Raw genomic sequence first — 5332 nt, forward strand, 5'->3', positions numbered from 1 at the left:
CTAAAAAAGATTTGGCTTGAAAGAGCTCGGCGATACGAGCGGCTTTCACATCTTCTGGATGCTGGCTCCGAGGGTAGGCTGGTGTCAGATTGAGCACAATCCCGATCCGGGAATTGGGATCCACCTCGTGACAGGCCTTGACCGCTAGAGAGCTTGCTAACTGGGTGTGGTAGGCTACTTTTACAGCTGCAGCTACATCTACCTTATGAGGAAAATGGGCATCATAAAAATAACCAAACTCCACAGGGACAATGGGTTCATTAAAGGTGATCCACTGGTCGACCAGATCCCCATAGGTCTTGAAACAAAAACGCGCATATTCTTGATAAGCATAGGCGGTTTCCTTGTTTTCCCAACCATCGCCCTGCTCTTGGAGAGCCATCGGCAAATCAAAATGATAGAGGTTGACCAAGAGGTGAATCCCTTTTTCCTTAATCTTTTCAAAGACACGACGGTAGAAATCGACACCCGCTTGATTGATCTCCCCTCGGCCTTCTGGGAAAATGCGGGACCACTGAATAGACGTCCGAAAAGCTGTGTGACCGGTTTCTAACAAGAGATCCAGATCGTCTTCCCAGTGTTCATAAAAAGTCGATGTTTTCTCTGGTCCCTGCCCTTTATAAAAGCGGTTGGGTTCGATCCTATACCAGTAATCCCAGAGATTGTCACCTTTTCCATCCTGGTCTAGACGCCCTTCTGTCTGTGGACCCGAGGTCGAACTCCCCCATAAAAAATCCTTTGGAAATTGAAACATGTTCTAATCCTCCTCATTCTACTAGCTCTATTGTAGCGAATCCTCCCCCAAAACCTAGGCACAATTTACAGTCTTTCTTACGCAGATTAAAGAAAAAGCTCCCTTAGAAAAATTCCTAAGAGAGCTGGTCCTCATTATAAGTCATTCACAACATATTCAAAGAGTTTGTGGTCTGCTGGACTCTTGTCAAAACGCAGTTCCGGATGCCACTGAACGCCGAGAAAACGACTCTCATCTGTGGATTGAACCGCCTCTATGACGTCATCTTTGGGATCCCGCGCGATTACTTCTAAGCCATCTGCCAAGTCTTTGATACTTTGATGGTGAAAGGAATTGATGCGACTGGTCTTACCATAGATCTCTTGTAAAACCGTCTGATCCTTGGTCACCAGCTCTTGGCTGGTGTACTGACCTGGATTGTCCTGCCAATGATGTTCAATGTCTTGATGCAAAGTTCCACCCAATGCAACATTGTAGAGTTGGGTCCCACGACAGACTGTAAAGATAGCTTTTTTAGCCGCACGCGCTTCCTCAATCAAGGCCAACTCAAAAAGATCACGTTTTAAGAGGTAGTCATCGCTATCAATGGCGATTTCTTCTCCATAAAACTTGGGCAAGACATTTTGACCACCAGTAATGATGAGCTTATCAATCATCGACATGTAGTGTTTGGCCATGTCCGCATCTCCAATTGGCAAGATCAAGGGAATTCCTCCCGCCTCTTTGACCGCTTCGACAAAACCAGTCGCCGCATAACTCATGTTCGCGTCTGGATCATCTGGGAAGGGTCTTTCATTTCCTGTAATTCCAATCACTGGCCTTTTTTTCATACTTGTTTCCATATACTTTCATTCGTTTTCAAGGCTTATTGTAACACAATTTTAAGCTAGACTCAATGGAGAGTTTTTGAAGAGAAGGCCTCTCCCTCTATAACAAAAGCTTGCTGAAAAGGGTTAAAATTGCTTTCTATCAAAAAATCCTCAAGTGCGAAGACTTGAGAATTGTTTGTTAATTTTTAATAAACCCTTCTTTTACCAAAAAGTCACGCGCCACTTGAGCAGCAGACTTGCCTTCTACTCCGACTTGGTAGTTCATCTGGCTCATTTGCTCAGCTGTGATTTTACCAGCTAACTGATTGAGAATCCCTTCCAATTCTGGATGTTTCTTAAGAAGAGCTTCTTTCATGAGGGGAGCCCCTTGATATGGCGGGAAGAGTTGCTTGTCATCTTCGAGGACCACCAGGTCATAGCGAGCCAGCTCGGCATCCGTTGAGTAAGCATCTGTGATCTGGATATCACCGGACTGGATCGCCTGGTAGCGAAGGGCTGGCTCCATGGTGGAGACTTGTAAATGAAGTCCGTAAACCTTCTGCAAGCCCTTGTTCCCATCCTCTCGGTCATTAAACTCCAAGGTAAATCCTGCCTTGAGTTGTCCTTCCACCTTTTTCAAATCTGAAATGGTCTTGAGGCCATACTCTTGGGCAATTTTCTTAGGCACCGCGACAGCATAGGTATTCTGATAAGCCATGGGTTTGAGCAAGGCCAGGTTGTCTTGTTTCTTGATCCCATCTCGAGCCGCTTGATAGACTGCTTCTGGATCATGATCGACTTGCGGCGCCGGCTTGAGGAGACTTTCGGTCACGGTCCCTGTAAACTCTGGATAGATAGCAATATCCCCTTTTTTCAGAGCTTCATAGAGGAAGGTGGTCTTGCCAAAATTTGGTTTAACAGTCACTGTCATGTCCGTGTTTTCTTCGATCAAAATCTTATACATATTGGCTAGAATTTCCGGTTCAGGACCCAACTTCCCAGCGATGACCAGGTTTTCTTTTTTCGGTTTGGGAAGAAGACTTGGCGTATAAGATACTCCCAATCCGATAACTATTACCGCAAAAGCCGCAAAGATGGTCCGCAATTTAGCCTTTTCCATCCATTTGAGAAGAAGGTTAAAGGCGATGGCCAAGAAGGCAGAAGACAGGGCACCGATTAAAATCAGACTGGCATTATTGCGGTCAATCCCTAGAAGGATAAAGGAACCGAGTCCCCCTGCTCCAATCAAGGCAGCTAGGGTAGCCGTCCCGATAATCATCACAGCTGCCGTTCGGATCCCAGACATGATGACGGGCATAGCCAAGGGAATCTCAAACTTCTTCAAGCGCTCCCACTTGGTCATCCCAAAGGCCACCCCTGCTTCTTCTAGACTTGGGTCAATCCCCTGCAAGCCGGTGATGGTATTTTGAAGGATGGGGAAAATGGCATAGATGACGAGAGCTGTCAAGGCCGGAAGTGTTCCGATTCCCATAATGGGAATGAAGAGCCCCAAAAGGGCCATGGAAGGAATGGTCTGGAAGATCCCAGCTACCTGTAAAACCCAGTTGCTGGCTCTCTTGCGTGTACTTAAATAAATAGCTAATGGAACAGCTAGAAAAATAGCAAGGATCAGGGTCAGTAATGACAGTTGCAAATGTTGCCCCAGTGCAGTAAGCCAGTCTCCAAAGCGTTCTTGAAAGGTTGTAACTAGTTTAGACATGGTGAGCACCTCCAAACAAATCTGCCACAAAGTCGTTGGCCGGTTGGGCTAGAATGGTCTCAGAATCCGCCACCTGCACAATCTCTCCTTCTTGTAGCACCGCAATCCGATCGCCTAATTTCAAGGCTTCGTCTGTGTCGTGTGTAACAAAGATAGTGGTCATGCCGAACTCCTTGTGCAAGTCTTTGGTAAGAGCCTGCAACTGCTTGCGAGAAATAGCATCCAAGGCTGAAAAGGGCTCGTCCATCAGTAAGATTTTTGGCTCTGCAATGATGGCCCGCACAATGCCAATTCGTTGTTGCTCCCCACCAGACAGCTCATGGGGTTTGCGATCGGCGTAATCAGAAGCTGGAAGGCCTACTTTTTCTAAAAGTTCGACTGTTTTGGAAGCTACTCGCTCCTTGCTCCAGCCCTTCATTTCAGGAATGAGAGCAATATTTTCCGCAACGGTCAAGTTAGGAAATAGGGCAATGGCTTGAAGCACATAGCCGGTACTGAGACGTAACTCCCGTTCGTCATAGTCTTTGATGCGTTTCCCATCCATATAGATATTGCCATCTGTCGGCTCCAAAAGACGGTTCACCATCTTGATCATGGTGGTCTTTCCAGATCCTGAAGGTCCCACAAGAACCATAAATTCTCCATTTTCAATGCGGAGATTGACATCTTTCAAAATGTCCTTTTCCGTGTAGCGCAGCACTACATTTTTGTATTCAATCATATTTTTCCTCAATAAGTTTTCTGTCTCTAAGAATATCCAATAAGCTACTTGCTGGATACCCTAGGACTTTTTCGACATCTGTTGAAACCCCAGCTTGTTCTCCAGCTTTAATCGCTGTATAGGTACTGACCCAGGCATCATACTCCCAAGTTTGTGCTGGCCATTTTTTCCGTGACTCATAGGCTTCTTCTACTGATTCATCCACATACGCGATGGTTTTACCGCTCTCTTTTGAGAGAAGCGCTACGATTTCTTCCATGGAAAGATCCTCTGGCCCTGTCAAATTCAAGGTTTGATTTTCCCATTTCTTAGCATGTAAAAGAATCTCTGCTGCAACACTAGATGTGTCCTTACGGGCAACTGCTGAAACCTTCCCACTTCCTGCTGGACCACGAATCTCTCCATTTTCAAGCGCCATATCAATCAAGAAGTCCAAGTAAAAATTATCTCTCAAAAAAGTGTAGGTGAACCCCAACTCCTTGATATAGGCTTCCGTCTGGGCATGATCTCGAGACAATGTAAAAGTTGCCTTCTCATCTGCCCCATAAAAAGAGGTATAAACAATATGCTGCACCCCAGCAAGCTTTGCGACATCTAAAAGACTCTTGTGTTCCTCAACACGCTCTGGATTTTCCCGAGCAGAGACCATCAACAAGATATCGACCCCCTTCAAGGCCTCAACCACTTTTGGAGTATTGGTATACACTATTTTACGGATTTCCGCAGACGCGTAGACTTTTGCACGCTCTGGGCTTCTTGCCAGATGGATAGAAGCAATTCCTTGCTGATCGACAAGATCAGCCACATAGGAACCTAATTTCCCTGTTACACCTGTAATTCCAATCATAAGCATTTTCCCCTCTACTATAATTCACTCTCTTTAGCTTTTAGATTGTCAATAATACGCTCTTGATAGGCTTCAAATTCTCGGATTTCTTGATCTGAAAAGCCTTGGTAGAAAATCTCGCCCAGTTCTTTGCTGACACGATCTCCAATTTCTTTTTGCGCCCAACCGAGGTCTGTCAAAGAAATATATTTTTTCCTTTTATCCTGCGTGCAACGTTGAATCGTAACCAAGCCTTGTTCTTCCAATTTCTTAACCATACTGGTCAATGTATTATTAGCTAGACCCGTCGCAAGAGCGATATCTGTCGCAGTAGCGCACCCCAACTCTTGCTTCCACAAAATCGTTAAAATTTTCCCTTGTTCACTTCGGTATTGGGCATCTGGTTCCTTGCTCAAGAGTTTTTGAAAAAGTCGCCCGTTCAATAAGCGTATCTGTAAAGCTTGGTAGCCCCCTATCATTTTGTTCATTTCGTCTCCTTTTT

6 protein-coding genes are annotated in these 5332 nt (G+C 45.4%); all 6 read right to left on the bottom strand.

Translation table 11 applies throughout. From position 1 onward, the window contains the following. On the bottom strand, positions 1-754 hold a 754-nt coding region (locus PAN06_RS12775; RefSeq protein ID WP_269796510.1), incomplete at its 3' end, for a glycoside hydrolase family 1 protein. 134 nt (positions 755-888) lie between these two features. Further along, entirely contained in the window at positions 889-1584 is a 696-nt protein-coding gene (locus PAN06_RS12780) for a gamma-glutamyl-gamma-aminobutyrate hydrolase family protein (RefSeq protein WP_269796511.1), read from the bottom strand. Between the two features lie 178 nt (positions 1585-1762). Continuing rightward, positions 1763-3283, bottom strand: coding sequence for an ABC transporter permease/substrate-binding protein (locus PAN06_RS12785; protein ID WP_269796512.1), 1521 nt, complete (start codon positions 3281-3283; stop codon positions 1763-1765). Further along, positions 3276-4004: an ABC transporter ATP-binding protein gene (locus tag PAN06_RS12790; RefSeq protein WP_269796513.1), complete on the bottom strand. Its 729-nt coding sequence runs from the start codon at positions 4002-4004 to the stop codon at positions 3276-3278. The genes PAN06_RS12785 and PAN06_RS12790 overlap by 8 nt, the downstream gene beginning before the upstream one ends. Then, positions 3997-4851 carry an SDR family oxidoreductase gene (locus tag PAN06_RS12795; protein WP_269796514.1) on the bottom strand — a complete coding sequence of 285 codons (855 nt, stop codon included), beginning with the start codon at positions 4849-4851 and terminating at the stop codon, positions 3997-3999. The genes PAN06_RS12790 and PAN06_RS12795 overlap by 8 nt, the downstream gene beginning before the upstream one ends. Before the next feature lie 17 nt (positions 4852-4868). Further along, complete coding sequence (locus tag PAN06_RS12800; protein WP_269796515.1) at positions 4869-5318, bottom strand: MarR family transcriptional regulator; 450 nt, start codon at positions 5316-5318, stop codon at positions 4869-4871. Between the last annotated feature and the right edge of the window lie 14 nt (positions 5319-5332).

It is taken from the genome of Streptococcus sp. SM3 (genome assembly GCF_027497875.1).

Excerpts from the sequence above, each read along its gene's own strand:
- PAN06_RS12790 (WP_269796513.1), bottom strand. The coding sequence starts at position 4,004 with ATGATTGAATACAAAAATGTAGTGCTGCGCTACACGGAAAAGGACATT.
- PAN06_RS12780 (WP_269796511.1), bottom strand. The coding sequence starts at position 1,584 with ATGAAAAAAAGGCCAGTGATTGGAATTACAGGAAATGAAAGACCCTTC.
- PAN06_RS12795 (WP_269796514.1), bottom strand. The coding sequence starts at position 4,851 with ATGATTGGAATTACAGGTGTAACAGGGAAATTAGGTTCCTATGTGGCT.
- PAN06_RS12785 (WP_269796512.1), bottom strand. The coding sequence starts at position 3,283 with ATGTCTAAACTAGTTACAACCTTTCAAGAACGCTTTGGAGACTGGCTT.
- PAN06_RS12800 (WP_269796515.1), bottom strand. The coding sequence starts at position 5,318 with ATGAACAAAATGATAGGGGGCTACCAAGCTTTACAGATACGCTTATTG.